The sequence below is a fragment of the Mesorhizobium sp. LNHC209A00 genome, assembly GCF_000502915.1.
GTDB lineage: Bacteria > Pseudomonadota > Alphaproteobacteria > Rhizobiales > Rhizobiaceae > Mesorhizobium.
Genome location: NZ_AYWT01000004.1, coordinates 182,809 through 199,822, shown reverse-complemented (window position 1 = coordinate 199,822; position 17,014 = coordinate 182,809). Strand labels below are relative to the sequence as shown.

10 protein-coding genes are annotated in these 17,014 nt (G+C 63.7%); 4 read left to right on the top strand and 6 right to left on the bottom strand.

Annotated features, from left to right (window positions below):
• Nucleotides 1–98: 98 nt before the first annotated feature.
• The 4 genes from X739_RS153245 to X739_RS153260 all read left to right on the top strand — a co-directional run bounded on the left by X739_RS153245 (nucleotide 99) and on the right by X739_RS153260 (nucleotide 7,127).
• Nucleotides 99–1,739 carry an acyl-CoA synthetase gene (locus X739_RS153245; protein ID WP_023794628.1) on the top strand — a complete coding sequence of 547 codons (1,641 nt, stop codon included), beginning with the start codon at nucleotides 99–101 and terminating at the stop codon, nucleotides 1,737–1,739.
• A gap of 189 nt (nucleotides 1,740–1,928) precedes the next feature.
• The gene (locus X739_RS153250) at nucleotides 1,929–2,534 is read left to right on the top strand and encodes a TetR family transcriptional regulator (RefSeq protein WP_015318925.1); all 606 of its coding nucleotides are present in this window, start codon (nucleotides 1,929–1,931) and stop codon (nucleotides 2,532–2,534) included.
• Nucleotides 2,535–2,588: 54 nt separating this feature from the next.
• A complete protein-coding gene (locus X739_RS153255) occupies nucleotides 2,589–3,731 on the top strand; it encodes an efflux RND transporter periplasmic adaptor subunit (RefSeq protein ID WP_023794627.1) in 1,143 nt (380 codons plus the stop codon).
• Between the two features lie 249 nt (nucleotides 3,732–3,980).
• On the top strand, nucleotides 3,981–7,127 hold the full coding sequence (locus X739_RS153260) for an efflux RND transporter permease subunit (protein WP_023794626.1): 3,147 nt from the start codon (nucleotides 3,981–3,983) through the stop codon (nucleotides 7,125–7,127).
• 68 nt (nucleotides 7,128–7,195) lie between these two features.
• Here X739_RS153260 and X739_RS153265 read toward each other — a convergent pair whose 3' ends face one another.
• The 6 genes from X739_RS153265 to X739_RS153295 form a co-directional block, all read right to left on the bottom strand.
• Nucleotides 7,196–8,905: an APC family permease gene (locus tag X739_RS153265; protein WP_023794625.1), complete on the bottom strand. Its 1,710-nt coding sequence runs from the start codon at nucleotides 8,903–8,905 to the stop codon at nucleotides 7,196–7,198.
• Between the two features lie 252 nt (nucleotides 8,906–9,157).
• On the bottom strand, nucleotides 9,158–11,527 hold the full coding sequence (locus X739_RS153270; protein ID WP_023794624.1) for an aminomethyltransferase family protein: 2,370 nt from the start codon (nucleotides 11,525–11,527) through the stop codon (nucleotides 9,158–9,160).
• Between the two features lie 105 nt (nucleotides 11,528–11,632).
• On the bottom strand, nucleotides 11,633–12,256 hold the full coding sequence (locus X739_RS153275) for a sarcosine oxidase subunit gamma family protein (RefSeq protein WP_023794623.1): 624 nt from the start codon (nucleotides 12,254–12,256) through the stop codon (nucleotides 11,633–11,635).
• Entirely contained in the window at nucleotides 12,249–15,230 is a 2,982-nt protein-coding gene (locus X739_RS153280) for a sarcosine oxidase subunit alpha (RefSeq protein WP_023794622.1), read from the bottom strand. Before X739_RS153280 ends, X739_RS153275 begins: the two co-directional genes overlap by 8 nt.
• Before the next feature lie 226 nt (nucleotides 15,231–15,456).
• On the bottom strand, nucleotides 15,457–15,732 hold the full coding sequence (locus X739_RS153290) for a sarcosine oxidase subunit delta (protein WP_023771064.1): 276 nt from the start codon (nucleotides 15,730–15,732) through the stop codon (nucleotides 15,457–15,459).
• A 15-nt stretch (nucleotides 15,733–15,747) separates the two neighbouring features.
• Complete coding sequence (locus X739_RS153295; RefSeq protein WP_023794621.1) at nucleotides 15,748–17,001, bottom strand: sarcosine oxidase subunit beta family protein; 1,254 nt, start codon at nucleotides 16,999–17,001, stop codon at nucleotides 15,748–15,750.
• Between the last annotated feature and the right edge of the window lie 13 nt (nucleotides 17,002–17,014).

The following is a 17,014-nucleotide window of genomic DNA, read 5'->3' as shown; positions in this document are numbered from 1 at the left end:
GCAAGTCGGTGCAGGATAGCATTCTCAGCCCTTCAGGGGGGATAGCGTGACGACGAGTGTAAGGTTAGAAAGCTCGAAAAGAGTTTGGGGAGAATGGGATGGCCAATCCCTACGAACAGGATCTCGACAGGAACGCCGCCAACCACCAGCCACTGACGCCGCTCACCTATCTGGAGCGCGCGGCAAGAACCTATCCCGACCATGTCGGCATCATTCATGGCAGCCAGCGCATCAGTTACCGCGGTTTCTGGCGCCGTTCGTTGAAGCTCGCCTCGGCCCTGCACAAGCATGGCATCGGCAAGGGCGACACGGTGACCGTCATGCTGTCGAACACGCCGCCGATGCTGGAGGCGCATTTCGGCGTGCCGATGACCAAGGCGGTTCTGCACTCGCTCAACACGCGTCTCGACGCCGCCGTCATCGCCTTCCAGCTCGACCATGCCGAGACCAAGGTGCTGATCGTCGATCGCGAGTTTTCCAGCGTGGTGCGGGAAGCGCTCGGTCTGGCCGGGGTCAAACCGCTGGTCATCGACTACGACGATCCCGAATACGCCACCGACGCGCCCTATCCGAAAGGCGAGCGGGTCGGCACGGTGGACTATGAGGCCTTTATCGCCAATGGCGACGAGGCGTTCGCCTGGTCGATGCCCGACGACGAATGGGATGCGATCTCGCTCAATTACACGTCGGGTACGACAGGCAATCCCAAGGGCGTCGTCTACCATCACCGAGGTGCTGCGCTGATGGCCTACACCAACACCATCCATGCCGGCATGGCCAAGCACGCGGTCTATCTCTGGACCTTGCCGATGTTCCACTGCAATGGCTGGTGTTTTCCCTGGACGCTCGCCGTCCAGGCCGGCACCCATGTCTGCCTGCGCTGGGTGCGACCGAAGCCCATCTTTGACGCTATCGCCGATCATGGCGTCACCCATTTGTGCGGGGCGCCGGTGGTCATGTCGGTGCTGGTCAACGCCAGGGACGAGGACAAGCGCGCGTTTGCGCAAACCGTAACCTTCAACACGGCCGCCGCCCCGCCGCCCGAAGCCGTGCTGTCGGGCATGGCCGATGCCGGCTTTGCCGTCACTCATCTCTACGGCCTGACAGAGACGTATGGTCCCGCAGTCGTCAACGAATGGCATAATGGCTGGGACGCACTCGACAAAGGGGCGAGGGCGGGCAAGAAGGCACGACAGGGCGTGCGCTATGCCGCGCTCGAAGGCCTGACGGTAATGGATTCGGAGACCATGGCCGAGACGCCCGCCGATGGCAAGACCATCGGCGAGGTGATGTTTCGTGGCAACATCGTCATGAAGGGTTATCTGAAGAACCGCAGGGCGACTGACGAGGCTTTCGGCGGCGGCTGGTTCCACTCTGGCGATCTCGGCGTCATGCACCCGGATGGCTATATCCAGCTCAAGGACCGCTCCAAGGACATCATCATCTCCGGGGGCGAGAACATTTCCTCGATCGAGGTCGAGGAAGCGCTCTACAAGCATCCTGCCGTCGCCTCCTGCGGCGTCGTGGCGCGCCGTGACGACAAATGGGGCGAGGTGCCTGTCGCGTATGTGGAACTGAAGCCGGGCAAGGAGGCGAGCGAGGCCGAGATCATCGAGCACTGCCGGACGCTGCTCGCCCGCTTCAAAGTGCCGAAAGCGGTGATCTTCGCTGAGATACCGAAGACCTCGACCGGCAAGATCCAGAAGTTCCGGCTGCGGGAAATGGCCAAGGTCGGCTGAAGCCCCCCGGCGGTCTTCGAGAGAATATTTTCAATGGCCCGCATCCTGAGCGCGCCTTGTGACATCTACTAGATGTCACCATTTGTCACCTATCGTACGCGTACATCGAATCGGTGTTGACACCCTGCTCATTTGGATTTACGAGTGATGAAAATCGAAATTCGTCACTTGTTATTTGACAGAGAGCTAATGTCCGAAGCCGCCAACATTGTCGCCGACGTCGCCCGACAGGAAAATGTAACGCGCATTCTCGATTGCGCCGAGCGCCTGTTCCGGCACTATGGCTACGGCAAGACCAATGTCGCCGACATCGCCCGTGAACTCGGCATGTCGCCGGCGAACATCTATAGGTTCTTCGCTTCCAAGGTCGAAATCCACCAGGCCGTATGTGGCCGGATGCTCGGCGCCAGCTACAAGATGGCGTACGAGATCATGCACCTGCCGATCAGCGCCGAGGAGCGGCTGCGTCGTTATGTGCATGCACAGTACAAGCTGACGATGGAGGTCATGCTCGACGACCAGAAGGTCCACGAGATGGTCATCGTCGCGCTCGAGCGGGACTGGGGCGTGATCGACAAGCATGTCGACAGCATTCACGATCTCTTCGCCGAGGTGATCGGCGAGGGCATCGAGGCCGGCGAGTTCAGGAAGCAGGACCCAGTGACCGCATCGCGTTGCTTCGGTGCCGCCACCGTCATCCTGTGCCATCCGCAGATGGTGGCGCAGTGCCTCGCCAAGACCAATCGGGCAATGCCCGACGACCTCATCGATTACGCCATCAGAGCCTTGAAATAGCCGCCGCCAGCCGGTGCCGGTGTCGACAGTCCGTCTCCAGTCGGGAGTACCAAGATGTTTTTGCCCAGTTCCATCCTTCGCAAGCTGCCGGCTGCCGGCCTGATCGTCGCGTCGCTTGCGCTCGCCGCCTGCTCGCAGGAAAAAGCCGAGGTGAAGGACATCGTCCGCCCGGTCAAGGTCGTCGAGATCGCCCAGGCGCATGACACCCGCACGCTGTCCTATTCCGGATCGGTGCGCGCCCGCACCGAGAGCACGCTGGGTTTCCGGGTCAATGGCAAGATCACCGAGCGTCTCGTCGACATCGGCCAGCACGTGGCGCCTGGCGACGTGCTCGCCCGCATCGATCCCTCCGACTATGACCTGTCGGTCAAGAGCGCGCAGGCAGCACTCGATGCCTCCGAACGGCAGGTCGAGACGGTCGAACTCGCCCGCAAGCGCGCCGAACAGCTTTTCGCCAAGAACTTCGCGCCGAAATCGCAGCTCGAACAGGCGACACTGACCTACGACCAGGCAGTCGCCACGCGCGACTCCGCACGCTCGACGCTTGCCCAGGCCAGGAATCAGGTCGGCTATACCGACCTCAAGGCCGACAGGGATGGCATCGTCACGGCGGTAAACGCCGATGTCGGCCAGGTGGTCGGCTCGGGCACGCCCGTGGTCACCGTCGCGGTCGACGGTGAAAAGGAAGTGCTGATCGCGGTTCCGGAAATGGAGATCGCCGAGTTCAAGCCGGGCAAGGACGTCAACGCGGGCTTCTGGTCGGACGATCGGCTGAAGCTCGGTGGCAAGGTTCGTGAGGTCGCCGGCAGCGCCGATCCGCAGTCGCGCACCTTTGCCGTCCGCGTCAGCCTGCCCAACGACCCACGCGTGCTGCTCGGCATGACCGCCAATATCGAAGCGTCGGCGGCTAACGAAAAGCAGCTCGTGTCCATCCCGCTCAGTGCGCTGGCCGAGAAAGACAGCCAGTCAATCGTCTGGACGGTCGATCGTGGCGCCGACACCGTGCACGCCCGTTCGGTCAAGGTCGCCGAGTTCGCCCCCGATGGCGTGCGTGTCGCGGAGGGATTGAAACCGGGTGACGTCGTGGTCGCCGCCGGTACGCAGTTCATGACCGAGAACCTGAAGGTGAAACTCCCCGGCGGAACCGCACAACAGTCCGCTTCGGCCGAGGGCGACGAAGCCAGCCAGTTGCGCTGACGACAGACAGGTCGGCCGCGCGTTCACGCGGCCGCGGGTTTCCGGGCGGCGTGCCCGAAAGTCGAGACGTCAAGGCCGATGTACCCCCCGCATCGATCCTCGCGTCCCACCGCGATGAGTGTCTCTCCGTTCGAGAGCAACGCCGCCCGGAAGCCAGTATCGAACGCAGATGATTTCGTTCCGCGCGCCGCGCTTCCTAGAAGCCCCTTTTTCGAAGCGCCGGCACCCAAGCAAAGTGGACCACCACCGATGACGACCCCCACTGAAGAAAAGCGGCCCTTCAACCTGTCGCGTTGGGCTATCGGCCATCCCTCGATCGCACGGTTCCTGTTCGGGCTGATCATCATCGCCGGCGCGCTCGGCTTGATGCGCATGGGCCAGAAGGAGGATCCCGACTTCACCTTCCGCGTCATGGTCGTGCAGGCGATCTGGCCGGGCTCCTCGATCCAGGAGATGGAGGACCAGGTCGTCAACAAGATCGAGCGCAAATTGCAGGAGACGCCGCATCTCGATTTCGTGCGTTCCTTCACCCGCGCCGGCAGCGCCATCATCACCGTCCAGATCAAGGGTGACACCAACGCCGCCGAAGTCACGGATGCTTTCTACCAGGTGCGCAAGAAGGTCGGCGATATCCAGGGCGATCTGCCGCAGGGCCTGCTCGGCCCGTATTTCAACGACGAGTTCGGCGACACGTTTATCACCCTGCATTCGATCAGCGGGGACGGCTTCTCCTTTCCCGAATTGAAGAAGTTCGCCATCCAGGCGCGCGATATGCTTTTGACGACGCCCGGCGTCGAAAAGGCCGTCATCATCGGCGACCAACCGGAAAAGCTCTATATCGATGTCTCGTCCAAGGCGCTGGCCGAACGCGGCCTGACGCTGACCGACCTGCAGAACGCGATCAAGGGCCAGAACAATGTCGATCCCTCGGGTTCAGTCGATACCGGCGTCAATTCGGTGCGCATCTCGGTTGAAGGCGACGTCGCCAAGGCGGCCGACATCCGCGAACTGCGCCTGCGCGCCGGCGGCCAGGTTACCCGGCTGGGTGACATCGCCACCGTCACTTCGGGCCTGGAGGACCCCTTCCAGCGCAAATACCGCTTCAATGGCCACGACAGCGTGCAGCTTGGCGTGGTCATGGCCAAGGGCTTTAAAGTCACCGATGTCGGCAAGGATGTCGAGGCGACCTACAAGCGCTTCGAGGAGGCGCTGCCCTATGGCGTTTCGGTCGACCAGATTTCCGACCAGCCGGGCGTCGTCACGGACGCCGTCAGCGAATTCATGCATGCGCTCGGCGAAGCGCTGCTGATCGTGCTCGTCGTCTCGTTCCTGTCGATCGGCTGGCGCTCGGGGCTGGTCATCGCCATCGCCATACCGCTGGTGCTCGCCGCCACCTTCGCCATCATGTACGAGATCGGCATCGACCTGCAGCGCATTTCGCTGGGCGCTCTGATCATCGCGCTCGGCCTGCTTGTCGACGATGCCATGATCGTCGTCGAGATGATGGAGCGCAAGCTCGAGGAGGGGCTGGTCAAGATCGAGGCGGCGAGCTTCGCCTATTCATCGACCGCCTTCCCGATGTTGACCGGCACACTGATCACCACCGCCGGCTTCATACCGGTCGGGTTCGCTGCTTCGACGGCTGGCGAATATGTGCGCACCTTGTTCTATGTCGTCGGCATCGCGCTGATCGTGTCGTGGTTCGTGGCGGTCTATTTCACGCCCTGGCTCGGCTATATGATCCTGAAGCAGCGCAAGCATGCCGGCAGCCATCACGACGCCTTCGATACAGGCTTCTATCGTCGGCTGCGCGCCACGGTCAGCTGGGCCGTGCGCCATCGCATCATCGTTTTGGTGATGACGCTGGCGACCTTCGGCACCAGCCTTTGGGCGTTCCAGTTCATCCCGCAGAATTTCTTCCCGCAATCGTCGCGGCCCGAAATTCTCGTCGACCTCTGGCTGCCGGAAGGCACCAGCATCAAGGAGGTCGAGGCGCAGGCCAAGGCCCTGGAAGCCAAGATGATGGACGACAAGGACAAGCGTTTCATCGCCACCTATATCGGCGAGGGCGCCCCGCGCTTCTTCCTGCCGCTCGACCAGCAACTGCGCAACCCGAACTTCGCCCAGATGCTAGTCATGGCCAATGACGAGCCGGCGCGCGAGCGGCTGATCGTCAAGCTGCGCACGGTTCTGGCTCAGGACTTCCCCTCGATCCGTGCCAAGGTCGACCGCCTGTTCCTCGGACCGCCGACCGGCTGGCCCGTGCAGATGCGCGTCATGGGTCCGGACCGCCAGGAGGTGCGCCGCATCGCCGACCAAGTGAAGGCGAAGTTCCGGCAGGATCCCCTGCTCGGCGCCGTCCATGACGACTGGCTGGAGCCCGTTCCGGCGATGAAGCTGGTCATCGATCAGGACCGCGCCCGTGCGCTCGGCGTCACCTCGCAGCGCATCCGCCAGATGCTGCAGGCGACGATGTCCGGCGCGCCGCTCGACGATTTCCGCGACGGCGAGGAGACGGTGTCGATCGTCGCCCGCGAGCCGGATGCCAGCCGCAGCCTGCTGTCCTCGGTGGACTCGGTCTATATCCCGACCGATTTCGGCGGCTTCGTGCCGCTGTCGCAGGTGGCCAAGGTGGTGCCTGTGCTGGAGCAAGGCATCGAGTGGCGCCGCGACCGCCTGCCGACGATCAGCGTGCGCGCCACCTTGCCAGACGGCGTGCAGTCAAACGATGTCGTCACCAAGATGTACAAGGACATGCAGGGCCTGCGTGATGGCCTGGCGCCCGGGTACAAGATCGAGATCCAAGGCGGGGCCGAGGATTCGGCCGAAAGCCAGGCTTCGATCGCCGCCAAGGCGCCGATCATGCTGGCCGTCATCGTCGTGCTCCTGATGATCCAGCTGCAGAATTTCGGCAAGGCGATGCTGGTGCTGGCTACCGGCCCGCTCGGCATCATCGGTGCGGCCGCGGCTCTGCTGATCAGCGGTGCACCGTTCGGCTTCGTCGCCATCCTCGGTGTCATCGCCCTGCTTGGCATCATCATGCGTAACTCGATCATCTTGGTCGACCAGATCGACCAGGACATTGCCAAGGGCATGGACCGTTCCGAAGCGATCGTCGGCTCGGCCGTGCGCCGCTTCAGGCCGATCGTGCTGACGGCGATGACGGCGGTGCTGGCACTGATCCCGATCTCGCGCGGCGTGTTCTGGGGACCGCTCGCCTATGCCATGATGGGCGGCATTCTGGTCGCCACCGTGCTCACCATCCTGGTGCTGCCGGCGGGCTATGCGCTCTTCTTCGGCCGCGAGCCGAAGAAGGCGAAGACCGACGAGCAGGCGCCGGATCAAGGAGAGATCGAACGCATCGAACGGCCGCAACTGCCGTTGGCGGCGGAATAAAAACCGGCCGGTCGATTTGCGACCGGCCGGTTTCCCTTGCTGCGGTGGCTTGGGCCGCGGTCAGACCATCAGATGACGAATACCCAATTGGCGATGAGCATGACCGCCACGCCGGCAACCAGCGTCAGATAGGGCAGCATGCCCGCCTTCCTGACCGAAAGGTCGGCTCCCGTCATGCCGAGATCGGCCAGCATATGGTCGGGGAACTTTCCGCCATCCTGGATGTAGTGGCGGAAGCAGAACACCGGGATGATCAGCGCCGCCGTGATCAGTCCAGCCCACAGCGCCATCGGGTTCCACACCTTGGCGCCTGCGCCCATGAAGATCGCGTTGACGTAGGCGAAGATCGCTCCGATCCCCAAGAGCCAGCTCGGTGCTTTCCATGGCCGTGCGATATGGCCGTTGTCGATGCGGTGGATCCAGCCGGCATTGAGGTTGAGGAAGTTGAAGATGATGTAACCGCAGTTCGACACGGCGAGGATGAAGAAGAAGCTCGTCGCGTCGGCCGAGGCGATCGCCAGCACGACCAGATTGAAGCACAGATCGGTCCACATGGCCCGCGTCGGCGCGCCGTGCTCGTTGACGTGGCTGAGATAACGGGGCAGCCAGCCGTCGACCGAGCCCTGGTAGAGCGTGCGCGACGAGCCGGCCATCGCCGTCATGATGCACAGCACCAGCGCCAGGATCATCAGCATCACCAGCAGGCTGTGGATAAGCCTGCCGCCGCCGACCATGCCGGCCAGCGCATCGGCCACGCCGGAGCCGTCGACGATCGGTGTTGCCAACATGCCGTTCAAGCCCAGCACGCCCTGGAAGGTGAAGGGCACCAGGATGAACAAAAGCATGCAGAGCAGGCCGGAATAGAAGATGGCCTTGAACGTGTCGGTACCCGGGTTCTTGAACTCCGACGTGTAGCAGACGGCGGTTTCGAACCCATAGGTCGACCATGCGGCGATGAACATTCCGCCGAGCGCCAATGTCCAGCCGGCGATGTTCCAGGAGCCGGGCTCAGGTGCATAGGCGGCGGCGAGCGGCACCAGCGGCGAAAAGTTCGACCAGTCGATCTGGCCGGTGAAGATCGGCACCACGCCGACGATCAGCATCGGGATGATGACCAGCAGTCCGATATATTTCTGCACGCTGGCAGTGCCCAGGATGCCGCGGTGCTGGATCGAGAAGATGATAAGCATCAGCACCGCGCCGATGAAGAAGGTCGCATTGAGCGTGAATGACACCGGGCCTAGCGTGTGGCTCCACAGCGTCCAGTTGCGGATCGCCGGCGTCGCGGCGGCGGTTACCGCGGTAATGGCGTCGGCAGGCGCCGTTCCGGCATGCGCGGCGATGTAGGCGACGACATCGGGCGAGGCCTCGGTGAACAGCGGCACCGGCGCCAGCGCATTGAGGATATAGGCGGCGGCGATCGAGCAGCCCAGCGACAGCACCGGCGACCAGGCGAACCAGTTGCACCACACCGACAGCGGCGCGATGAACTTGGAGTAGCGCAGCCAGGCGGTGGCGCCGTAGATCGAGGCACCGCCGGACTTGTTCGGGAACAGGCCGGCGATCTCGGCATAGGTGAAGGATTGCAGGAAGCCCATGATCATGGACACCGTCCAGATCAGGAACGCCAGCTTTCCCGTCGTGCCGGCAATGCCGCCGATCGAGAACAGGACCAGCGCCGGAACGCCGCTCGCCACCCAGAAGGCGCCGCGCCAGTCGATATGCCTGAGCAGCTTGCTTTCGGCAGGCTGGTCCAGGACCGTACTTATTGTGCTCATGTGGATAAGTTCCCCTTTTTCGATGTTCCCCGCCAGTGGTGCCTCGGCTACGCGAAACTTACTCCCCGGCAAATGATCGTTCCGGCCGCGGTGTTTCCACTCAGTCGTATTTTTTTCTTAAGAGTGAAGATTGATCCGGCGCGCTGTCACGTCAAGCGATTTGTGAAACCATGCACATCACGCTTGCGCGCGGGAACGGCAAAGCGTCCGGAGGTGCGGCCGGCGGGCGCTTTGCTAGCCCAAAAGGGCAGGTCAGGAACGTGGTTTGGTTTTTTGCGGATCGTAGTGGGCAAGGGCCACGACCCGAGCCGGCAGCCGCTTGGCATGGCCGTCGAGTTTGCCGATCTCGACCTCCGCGCCGATAGCGGCATGAGTGACGTCGAGCCGCGCCAGCGCGATGTTCTTGCTCAGCACCGGCGAACGCATGCCCGACGTGACGACGCCGATCTGGGCGCGGCCGACATGGACGCAGTCGCCGTGGCCGACGGCGACATTGCTGTCGACGTCGAGGCCGACCAGTTTCGTCTGCGGATGATCCTTGCGCCCGATCAGCGCCTCGCGGCCGATGAAATCGTCGGTCTTGCTCTTCAGCGGCACGGTGAAGCCGATACCGGCCTCGAAGGGGTCGGTCTGGTCGGAAAATTCGTAACCGGCGAAGATCAGTCCCGCCTCGATGCGCACCATGTCGAGCGCCTGCAGGCCCATCGGCTTCAGCCCATGCGGCTGTCCGGCCTCCCAGATCGCGTCGAAAACCTTTTGCGCGTCGCGCGGATGGCACCAGATCTCGTAGCCGAGTTCGCCGGTATAGCCGGTGCGTGAAACGACGACGGGGATGCCGTTGCCGCCGCCGATCCTGGCGACGGCGAAGCGAAACCATTCGAGTTCCTCCATCGACGGCTGCAGCGGCGAGGTCCAGATCACCTCCTTCAGGATGGCGCGGCTCTTTGGCCCTTGCACGGCGATGTTGTGCATCTGATCGGTGGACGAGCGCACCAGCACATTGAGGCCGAGCTTTGTCGCCGTCTCGCGCAGCCATTCGCCGGACAGATCGTCGCCGCCAATCCAGCGGAAATTGTCCTTGCCGAGCCGCAGAAGCGTGCCGTCGTCGATCATGCCGCCATGCTCGTAGCACATGGCGGAGTAGACGACCTGGCCGACGCCGAGCTTCTTGACATCACGCGTCAGCGTATATTGCAGCAGCGCTTCGGCATCCGGGCCGGTCACTTCGAACTTGCGCAGCGGCGACAGGTCCATGATCACGGCATCCTGCCGGCAGGCCCAGTATTCGGCGATGGCGCCTTCCCTGGCGAACGAATTGGCCAGCCAATAGCCCTTGTACTCGACGAAGTCGCGTGTGTGTTTGGCAAAGCTCGAATGGAAAGCTGTCTCGCGGGTCATTTTCGGGTCCGAATCGGGCGTCATGCGTCTGGCGATCGCTCGCGAGAATTTGTGCTGGCTGGAATAGGTCCGCACGTGGATGTCGGTCAGGTCCCAGCCATTGGCCGGCGTCGTGTCGTCGGGGCAGGCGGACGAGACGCAGACGATGTCGGTCAGCGCTCTGAGCAGAACATAGTCGCCGGCCCGCGACCATGGCTCGTCCGACACCATGACACCATGGGCGTCAATCGCCGTGTTGAAGAAGAAGTTGATCGCCATCCAGCCGGCGCGGGGATTGACGCCCTTGCCGTCCAGCGCGCGATTAAAGTTCTCCGAGCAGTTGATGTGGCCGGGATAGCCGATGTCGTCGTAATATTTCGCCGCGCAGGCGAGCGCGAAGGCATCGTGCCGGCCGCATGTGTCCTGCACCACCTCAACCAGCGGTTCCATGTCCTGATCGTAATATTTCGAATGCAGGCCAGGCATCGGATAGCTCGCGCCCATCAGCGTGCGTGTCGTCGTGACGTCGAGCGGATGGTCGAGCCCCTTGTCAAGCTTGCGCGCCGAGAAACACTGGAAGTCGGTGCACTGGCGCCCGTCGACATCGATGATCTGCAGATAGTCGCCCGCCTTGACGAAATACGATCCCGCCGTCGCCGAATGGACGCGCAGGTCGAGCACCGGATCGGCCAATGGATCGGCAAGCCGGGGCTTTGTTTTCAGGCGGATCGTGTTGCGCCGCACGACGACGCTGAGCGGCGTCGCTGTGTCGTGCCCATCGACCAGCATCGGACCGCCGGGTGCGGCGATCAGCATCGCACCGTCGCGCGCGACGGTGAATGCCTGCTCGGTACCGGCTGGTGTGGCGCCGCCAAACACGCGCACCGCCTCGGCCTGCCCAAGCTGAACCTGGCGACGTTCGAGGCCGCGGCGCACAGCCGAAAGACTGTCGTCGCCCTCGGTGAGCAGCGCCTTGATGCCGGCGGCATTGCTGTTGGATTTTTCACCGAGAATGCCGGGATCACTGGCGCCTGACCTGTCCCAGGCCAGCAACTCGCAGGCCTGGCCACCCTCGGCGTTGCGAACGGTGATCGTATCGCCGGCCTCGACCTCGATCAGCACCGCGCCGTTCCCCTGTACGGTATAGCGCTCCATGCCGGCCGGCAGCGAGATCTGGCCGGGCCGCAGGATCAGGCTTGGCCTGGGCGGTCCGGCTGTCACGGTGGGGTAGGGCGACTGGCTCATCTCAGCCTTGCGGTTCGAGAAACAAGTTTGCCTGTGCGTGAAATTATTTTAGCAGCAAGAATAGCAGCGGAGCGGAGTTTGGCAAGGCGGGGAAGAAGCGCAGTGCTACGCCAAGTCCTCCGAATGCCCGATCTCGACACCATACTCGGCAGCCGAGTCCAGCATCGTGTGCCACAGGCTTTCGGCGAAGGTCGAAAACACCAGAGCGGTGAAAACAGCCTGTCCGTCCGGCGCATCATTGCCGCGCCACAGCGTGACGCTGGTGTGATCCATCGAGGTGGTTGCCGCGGCTCCGACCGGGAACGCCGTCGGATACAGATCGATCGACGACAGCTTGGCGAGCAGGGCGCGCGCCTTGTTGCCGGAAATGCTGATCAACACCCGCGCATGTGACTGGTCCGATAGCGAAGCCGAGGTCGCGAAAACCAGGGCCAGCGACTCCACTGTGTGCCTGCCCTTCGACAGCACGAAGAACTGATCCGGTCCCGACCAGATGAGCGTGGCTTCGACTGCTGCAGCCGTCTTCGGCGTTTCCGGGACCGCCACGCCGAAATGCGCGTTCGCGGCGCTCGCCATCTCGGCCGTCTTGCCGCGCCGCGCCATCACCTGGACGAGGTCGAAATTGCGGATCTCGCTCAGGGTCACGCCGGCGTCGCCCCGCGCGCCATGTGGACCGGCGACGAGTGCGCGGTGGAGAGGGCTGCGGGTTTCCCAGGCAAACTCAGCCACGCTGGCGCCCTCCAGCCGGGTCATAGAAGACGGGGTTGCACAGTTCCAAATCGTAACCCTCGCCGCGTAGAGGATCGTGCGCATGCACGATCTCGCCGAACCGCTCGCGGCCGCGTTCGACAAGTGCAAGCCCGATCCATTGGTCTGATGTCGGCGAGAAGCAGACCGAGGTGACGTAGCCCTGGTCGTTGTCGGGCCCGGGTGTCTGCCCCTTCGGAATGATGTGCGCGCCGGAACGCAGGCGCCGGGCCTTGTCGGTCGGCTTGATGCCGACGACGACCTGACGATCCGCTGCGATCAGCGCCTCGCGTCCGGCCATGACGCGGCCGATGAAATCCTTCTTGGTCGACATCATCTTGCCGAGGCCGAGGTCGGCCGCGGTGGTCGTGCCGCTGAGTTCCGGACCCGCGACGTGACCCTTTTCGATGCGCATGACGCCGAGTGCCTCGGTGCCGTAAGGCGTCACGCCGAACGGCTTGCCCGCAATCATCAGATTGCGCGCCATCGCCTCGCCGTAGCGCGCCGGCACCGAAATCTCGAACGCCATTTCGCCCGAGAACGAAATGCGGAACAGCCGCGCCCTGACGCTGCCGCGCAACGCGACTTCGCGCGCGCCCATGAAGGGAAACCCTTCGTTGGAAAGGTCTTCCGAAGGATCGACGATCTCTTTCAACAGGTCGCGGGTTTTGGGGCCGGCAATCGAAAATTGCGCCCACTGGTCGGAGACCGAGGTTAACTGCACATCGAGTTCCGGAAACAGCACCTGCCGGCAGAATTCGAGATGCTGCATCACCAGGCCGGCCTTGGCCGTGGTGGTGGTGAGGAAATAGTGGTCCTCGGCCAGCCGCGACGTGGTGCCGTCGTCATAGACGATGCCGTCCTCGCGCAGCATCAGCCCGTAGCGCGCTTTTCCCACCGCAAGAGTGGAGAAGGTGTTGATGTAGACGCGGTCGAGGAAAGTGCCGGCGTCCGCGCCATGCACGTCGATCTTGCCCAGCGTCGAGACATCGCAGAAGCCGACCCCTGAGCGCACCGCCTTGACCTCGCGGGTCACCGATTCCAGCCAGTCCTTCTCGCCGGCGCGCGGATACCATTGCGCGCGCTTCCACAGGCCGGTGTCGACGAAGATCGCGCCCTGTTCGGCGGCCCAGTGATGCGACGGCGTCAGCCGCGTGGCGTGAAAATTCTCGTCACGATGATGGCCGGCGAAGGCGCCGATGGCGACCGGCACATAGGGAGGCCGGTAGATTGTCGTGCCGGTATCGGGAATGGATTTGCCCGTGACCGCCGCCATGATGGCGAGGCCGGCGACGTTCGAGGTCTTGCCCTGGTCGGTCGCCATGCCGAGCGTGGTGTAGCGCTTCAGGTGCTCGACCGATTCGAAACCTTCGCGCTGTGCCAGCTCGATATCCGATGCGGTGACATCATGCTGCTGGTCGACGAAAGCCTTGCCCTTGCCGGCAATGTGCCAAAGCGGCGTCAGCGAGAAGGCTTCGTCGTCGGCCACCGGCGTGGAGCCTGAACCATTGCCGTGTCCACCATCACGTGCCGCGGCCTCGCCCGCCGCAAATCCTTCGCGCAAGCAGGCGCCAAGCCCGAAGGCGCCGTTGGCGGCACCAGCCGCGACCATTCCCGGAGGCGCGCCGTCGGGCACGAAGGCGGCGATATCGTCGCGCCATTTCGGCCGGCCGCGATGATAGGAGGTGAGCCCGACCGCCGGGTTCCAGCCACCGGAAACGGCAAGCCCGTCGGCTTCCACTTCGGCCCGCGCGCCGCCGGTGAGTGAGACGGAAATCTTGCGCACGCCCTTCTTGCCGCCATCGATGCCGCTGACGGAGCCATGCAGAACCGCAAAGCCGCCCTTGCTGGCAAGCGAGCGGTGCTCGGACGAGATTTCCGCGCGCGCGTCGATCACGGCGGCGACCTGCAGTCCGGCCCCGAGCGCTGCCTCGACGGTGCGCCAGCCGTCCTCATTGTTGGTGAACAGCGCGATGCGTCTGGCCGGTGCCGCGGCATAACGTGCGATATAGCTGCGCATGGCGGACGCCATCATCACGCCCGGCGTGTCGTTGCCGGCAAAGACGATTGGCCGTTCGAGCGCGCCTGCCGCGACGACGCAGCGCTTGGCCACGATCCGCCATAGTCGCTGGCGCACCTGGTGCTCCGGCGGCGAGGGTAGATGGTCGCTGACGCGCTCGATCGCGCCATAGGTGCCGCCATCATAGACGCCGAACAGCGTGGTGCGCGTCATGATGCGGACATCAGGCATGGCGGCAAGCTCACTGAGCGTGCGCGCGATCCATTCGTCGGCAGCCATGCCGTCGATCGTGCCTCCATCGGCAAGCAGGCGCCCGCCGGGAACAAAATCCTCTTCGCACAGGATGACGCGAGCGCCGCCGCGGCCTGCCGCGAGGGCGGCTGCGAGGCCCGTCGGGCCAGACCCGGCGATCAGCACGTCGCAATGCGCCCAGGCCTTGTCGTAATGATCCGGGTCGGCAATGCCGGCTGCACGGCCGAGCCCCGCGGCGCGGCGGATCGCCGGCTCATAGATCGCTTCCCAGAACTTCGCCGGCCACATGAAGGTCTTGTAGTAGAAGCCGGCGACGAAGATCGGCGCGAACAGCTGGTTGACCGACATCACGTCGAAGGCGAGCGACGGCCAGCGGTTCTGGCTGGCGGCGTCGAGCCCTTCATAGAGCTCCGCTGTCGTCGCCTTGGTGTTCGGCTCGCGCCGTGCACCGCTGCGCAGTTCCACCAGCGCGTTAGGTTCTTCCGATCCCGCGGTCAGGATGCCGCGCGGGCGATGGTACTTGAACGAGCGGCCAACCAGCTTGACGCCGTTGGCAACCAGTGCCGAGGCAAGCGTGTCGCCCTGGAAGCCTGAGAAAGTCTTGCCGTCGAAGCGGAAGCTGAGCGGCGCCGAGCGGTCGATCAGGCCGCCTGATGTCAGGCGATGGGATTGGAAGGAAGTCACGATGCTTGACCCTCATGCGGGAGCGTCGCGCCGCCCCTCATCGCCCTGCCGGGCACTTCTCCCCGTATAGTGACGGGGAGAAGGAAGCTGTCGTCAAAGATTTCGCCAATCATCGACGTTGCCAAAAGGGCGCGGAGGTCGCGGCCAGCCCCCCTCTCCCCTTCTCTACACGGGGAGAGGATGCCGGCAGGCAGGTGAGGGGCGGCGCTGACCTGGCGAAAATAATTCATTTCACAACCTGCCTCGCGCCGGCACCCGCCGCCGGTTCAACCGCCGAAATCTCGTGCGTCAGCGTGTTGCGGGTGACCTTCAGCCAGGCCCGGCAGCCGCCGCCATGATACCAGTTCTCATCCATTACGCCGGCGATGTTGTCGCGCAGATAGACGTAATCGTAGACCTCGTCTTCCGATGCCCCAGGTGCTGGCCGCACCGGCCTGGCGTCGCCGAGATAGGTGAACTCGCCGAGCTCGCGTTCACCGCAGAATGGACAGACAATACGCATGTTTTTCGACTGTCCTCAGTGCAGGTTCGGTTGGGCGCCCTGGCCCTTCTCGTCGATGACAGCACCAGACCGGAACCGGTCGAGCCGGAAGCGGGCGGCCTCGGCATGCGATTCGTCCCGAGCAAGCAGATGGGCGAAGACGAAGCCTGAGCCGGGTGTCGCCTTGAAGCCGCCATAGCACCAGCCGGCATTGAGGTAGAGCCCGTCGACCTGTGTCTTGTCGATGATCGGCGAGCCGTCCATCGACATATCCATGATGCCGCCCCATTGGCGCAACAGGCGCACGCGGCCTATCATCGGCATCAGCGCCATGCCGCCTTCGCAGACATCTTCCATGACAGGCATGTTGCCGCGCTGGGCATAGGAATTGTAGCCGTCGATGTCGCCGCCGAAGACCAGCCCGCCCTTGTCGGACTGGCTGACATAGAAATGGCCGGCGCCAAACGTCATGACGCCGGGAATGAGCGGCTTGATCGCCTCCGAGACGAAGGCCTGCAGCACATGACTTTCGATCGGTAGCCGCAGGCCAGCCATCGCCGCGACGCGCGATGAGGATCCGGCCACCGCCATGCCGACCTTGCCGGCGCCGATCCTGCCGCGCGAGGTCTCGATGCCAGTCACCTTGCCGTTGGTGTCCCTGACAAAGCCCGTGACTTCGCAATTCTGGATGATGTCGACGCCGAGTTCGCTGGCAGCGTGGGCGTAGCCCCAAACCACCGCGTCGTGCCGCGCCGTGCCGCCGCGCCGCTGCAAGAGCCCGCCTTGCACCGGGAAACGCGCATGGTCGAAATTCAGGAACGGCAGCATCTTCTTCAGTGCTGCCTGGTCGAGCAGTTCGGCATCGATGCCGTTGATGCGCATGGTGTTGCCGCGCCGCGCATAGGCGTCGCGCTGCGCGTCGGAATGATAGAGATTGAGAACGCCGCGCTGGCTGACCATGGCGTTGTAGTTGAGGTCCTGCTCCATCCGTTCCCAAAGCTTCATCGACAATTCGTAGAAGCCGGTATTGCCGGGCAGGCCGTAATTGGAGCGGATGATGGTGGTGTTGCGGCCGGCATTGCCGGAGCCGATCCAGCCCTTTTCCAGCACGGCGACGTTTCTGATGCCGTACTCGCTGGCAAGAAACCAGGCGGTGGCAAGCCCATGGCCGCCGCCGCCGACGATCACCACGTCGTAGTGGTCTTTCGGGCTCGCGTCGCGCCAGGTGCGCTGCCAGTTCTTGTGGCCGGATAGAGCGGCACGTGCGAGCGAGAAGATCGAATATTTCATCAGGTCATTCCGA

Coding starts and splice junctions, on each gene's coding strand:
- X739_RS153250 (WP_015318925.1), top strand. CDS start 1,929: ATGTCCGAAGCCGCCAACATTGTCGCCGACGTCGCCCGACAGGAAAAT.
- X739_RS153260 (WP_023794626.1), top strand. CDS start 3,981: ATGACGACCCCCACTGAAGAAAAGCGGCCCTTCAACCTGTCGCGTTGG.
- X739_RS153255 (WP_023794627.1), top strand. CDS start 2,589: ATGTTTTTGCCCAGTTCCATCCTTCGCAAGCTGCCGGCTGCCGGCCTG.
- X739_RS153265 (WP_023794625.1), bottom strand. CDS start 8,905: ATGAGCACAATAAGTACGGTCCTGGACCAGCCTGCCGAAAGCAAGCTG.
- X739_RS153245 (WP_023794628.1), top strand. CDS start 99: ATGGCCAATCCCTACGAACAGGATCTCGACAGGAACGCCGCCAACCAC.
- X739_RS153270 (WP_023794624.1), bottom strand. CDS start 11,527: ATGAGCCAGTCGCCCTACCCCACCGTGACAGCCGGACCGCCCAGGCCA.
- X739_RS153295 (WP_023794621.1), bottom strand. CDS start 17,001: ATGAAATATTCGATCTTCTCGCTCGCACGTGCCGCTCTATCCGGCCAC.
- X739_RS153290 (WP_023771064.1), bottom strand. CDS start 15,732: ATGCGTATTGTCTGTCCATTCTGCGGTGAACGCGAGCTCGGCGAGTTC.